2 protein-coding genes are annotated in these 3,785 nt (G+C 36.4%); both read right to left on the reverse strand.

Features of this window, described 5'->3' with window-relative positions:
- The coding region (locus GQR46_RS17350) for a VCBS repeat-containing protein (RefSeq protein ID WP_165741726.1) at positions 1-1,324 on the reverse strand (1,324 nt) is incomplete at its 3' end.
- A gap of 520 nt (positions 1,325-1,844) precedes the next feature.
- A partial coding sequence (locus GQR46_RS17355) for an EAL domain-containing protein (protein WP_206009656.1) occupies positions 1,845-3,785 on the reverse strand: 1,941 nt, incomplete at its 5' end.

Raw genomic sequence — 3,785 nt, forward strand, 5'->3', positions numbered from 1 at the left:
CAAAATCTTTTTTACCGTCTTGGTTTATGTCTACCAGAAGAATATCTTTATTATTTTTAGGCAGCGTTAGTTTTAATTTTTTACGTTTATCATTTAGCAGTGAGTCTTGCTCTCCGTAATAAATATACAGCGTTTTTTTACTGTATTTGTATACTGCGTCAATATAGCTGTCGCCGTTAATATCACCTAAATATAGGGCTGGCTCGGAATCATCGCCGTTCATTCCTACTTCCATTTCTAAATCAAGTTCGATACTCGATTTATTGGCAAATGAGCCGTCGGGTTGCTGCTTATAAATGTTCATTTCTACATCTACATCAGTACTGCCACCGCCCAATGCCATAGACGCAATAGTACCTAAGCCAATATCTAAATCCATTTTTTGTAAATCAATTAAGCCATCATTATTAAAATCAGTTTTGAGCAATAACTCACTAGGGCCTTGTGTTTCAAATAAGGTAATGGGCGTATTACTAAAGCCTTTAGCACTTCCTAGGTACAAAGTATGTGCTATTTTTATATCTAACGAATCCATACCTTGCGTTGGCTTAAACTGTCTAGTTGTAAAATCTAGAAATCCGTCGTTATTAATATCAATAATTTGCTTTATTTTGCGAGTTTCGCCATTGCTTAGCTCGCCTAATTCGATGTTAAAATCAATTGAGGTGAGCTTTTGCTCAAAGCCTTCTGAATTAGCAAGTAGTACATCTGCTCCAAAGTCATTTGAAAAAACCAAGTCGCTTAACCCGTCGTGGTTAAAATCAATAACAACGGGTTTATTGTTAATATTAACTTCTAGAGAAAGCCCTTTTCCTGAAAAGCTGCCTTCATACATAGGTGTTTGTTTAAATTTGTTAGGCTTAAAGCTGCCATCTTTATTTTGAATGTATAAAGTACTGCTTGCTAACCCAGGGATGAAAATATCGCTTAGACCGTCGTTGTTGGCATCGAAGACAAAGTCTACTTTTTCAAATTTATCTATTTTTAATTGATTTAGAACCGACTCATAATTAAACAATAGTGTTGGTTTACCAGCATGGGCTTTGTATACGCCATCACTTGTTAGTACGAGTGCTTGTTTATCGGTAATGTTAGCAAGTGTAGCCACATCAAACCCGATGGCATTTTTTGGTAAAGCAAGTTCACTACTTAGTGATGTGAGTAAATTGATGGCTTCTAATTGTTTTGATTCTTTATTATATGCAAATAAAATCTCTGAATCGGTTGATACTAATTCATCCGTTGTTTTTATTGCCATTGTTTGAGCTATAGCGCTAATGGGGGTAAGTAAAGTGATGAGTGAATAGCAAAGTGGTTTTATCATGCAAATCCCTTTTTTATATTTAGTTGTATCGTTACATTTTTATTATTCACTTATATAAGCAACATCAGCGCACTACTTAACGTAGGGTCCAGCGCTGGCGGTTTGCTAATTAGCGTAAATTTAAACGTAATACACTTATGTAAGTTGGTTTATATTTAGCCTACGCTAATAACTATGTACTGGGTGTAAGTAATTGTAAGATTATGTTTTAAGAAGGGCTTGTTGACCTTTCAGGATTGAACTTTGTTCAACCCAAGGAAGATTTAATCGCGGCGCGAGGTTTGTAACCTAGTAACAAAGAGTCAATCTCCCCTAGGCAGAACCCTTCGGGCAGCGAATGTTTGGCATTTATGCTGCGTTATCGCCTATTTATGGGGAATAACCACACTACATAGGCTCTGCATTGCCTAAATACCAAACAGTCTGCTGCAAATTTAACCTCGAAAGATAAACAAGCCCTAATAAGAAAGGTAGTGCAAAACTCATATGGCAGTTAAGCGCTTTTAGCGGGTTTTGGTTATCAACGGCACAGCTTATTTTGCTCATTTAAATAAGCATCTACAAAATCTACTTCCATCGGTTTTGAAAAGTAATAACCTTGCAGGTGAGATACACCAATATTAGTAAGCGTGTTTGCTTGTTCAATAGTTTCAACGCCTTCGGCAACAACAGTAAAATCTAAAGATGAGGCCATTTGTACAATTGCATGAATAATACTTAACCCTCTTTTATCCATATTTTGAATAAAACTTCTGTCTATTTTTACTATATCTACACCAATATCAAGCATGCTTGATAGTGATGAGTAGCCAGTTCCAAAATCATCAATTGAAATACAAAAGCCTTGTTTTTGTAGTGCTTTCACGGCTGTCAAAAATGTGAGTTTATCTTCGGCAAATACTGATTCGGTAATTTCTATATGCAGATCTTTAGGCTCTACTTGGTGATTGTTTACTATTTTTAATACCTTAGTTACAAAATTTGGATCTTGTAATTGTATTACCGATACGTTCACGCTTACTGCAATTTTTGTCGGTAAATGGTTGAATTTATTTGCTTGTATACATGCTTGTTCTATGACCCAGAGGCCCATTTGGGTTATTAAACCGTATTGCTCGGCAATAGTTATAAACTCATCAGGGAAAATATTTTCACCGTCTAGTTGCCAGCGTAATAATGATTCGAAAGAGGTTACTTTTGATGTTTTGCTATCTACAATTGGCTGAAATACTAGTCTTAAACTGTTTTCTTCTATGGCACTGGCTAGGCGTTGACTCAACAGGTACTCTCTTTCTTGTTTTAATTTGAGTGAATCGTTATAAATATTGATATTACCTTTAGCCATGCGTTTTTGGTGATACATTGCAATATCAGCAGAGCGAATTAAGGTATTTAAATCACTCCCGTGCTCAGGGTACATGGCCATTCCAATAGTTGCTGATACCCATTTTTGATATTTATATGTTTCATGCTCGGCGCTAATGCTTTGAAGCACTTTATTAGCAAACTCGATAAGCTCAGTTTGGCTTTGATACGTTGCTAAAATTAAAAACTCATCTCCGCCCCAACGGCATTTATAGAGTTGTTGGTTGCATACATTACTAATTCTCAGTGCTATTTCTTTTAATACTTTATCGCCTACTTTGTGACCCAACGAATCGTTGATTTGCTTAAAACCATCTAAATCTACAAATAATAAAGCAAAGGGTTCTTTAGGGTTATCTGCTAGTTGTTTGTTTGTATTTTTTAAAAATGCGGTGCGGTTTAATAGATTTGTGAGTGGATCGGTATTCGATAAGCGGTAAATTTCTTCAGTGCGTTGTTCGACCTTATTTTCCATTTCATTAAGCAGCTCTCTGTTTTGGTTTTTGAGCTTGATTGCACTGTGTGTAAATGTGGCTGATTTGTACGAAGAGGCAATCATGATTGTGGCAAAAGTTAAACCTAATAACCCCAATACGTGTTGGTAGTGATCGTTTGAAAGCGCTAGCAAAAAAGAGTAGGGCGCCAATAAAGTAAAACTATATAGAACAGCGGTAAAACGACTTCCAGACAGCAAATTTGCAGAGCCACCGGCAAGCGCCGATAAAATAGCAATGGTCGTAGTAACTTCCACCGTAGATGAAGTGCTATGAAACCAAAGAGCATAACCACACCAAGACACGGCTGTTGATATACAGCCAATAGCAAAGCGATTTAGATAAGAATGTGTGTTGTAAGGTTGGCGAGAATTTTGAGCTTTCAAAAAAAGCCCTACATCAATAATACGTAAAGTAAGCACGCACATCATTATGCCTAACCAGACTACTTTATCGTGGTTAGTTTTCTCATTAGTTATATCAAAAGCAAATACTAAAGCAACGCTGACTAGTACAGAGACTGCAATTCCGGAAATAGCATTCGAGTATAAAATTTTGAGCGCTTCTTTTCGCTCATTATTACTTAAATTGTTATATGGCAC

It is taken from the genome of Pseudoalteromonas sp. Z1A6, from assembly GCF_011378745.1.
In the GTDB taxonomy this organism is placed as follows: Bacteria; Pseudomonadota; Gammaproteobacteria; order Enterobacterales; family Alteromonadaceae; genus Pseudoalteromonas; species Pseudoalteromonas arctica.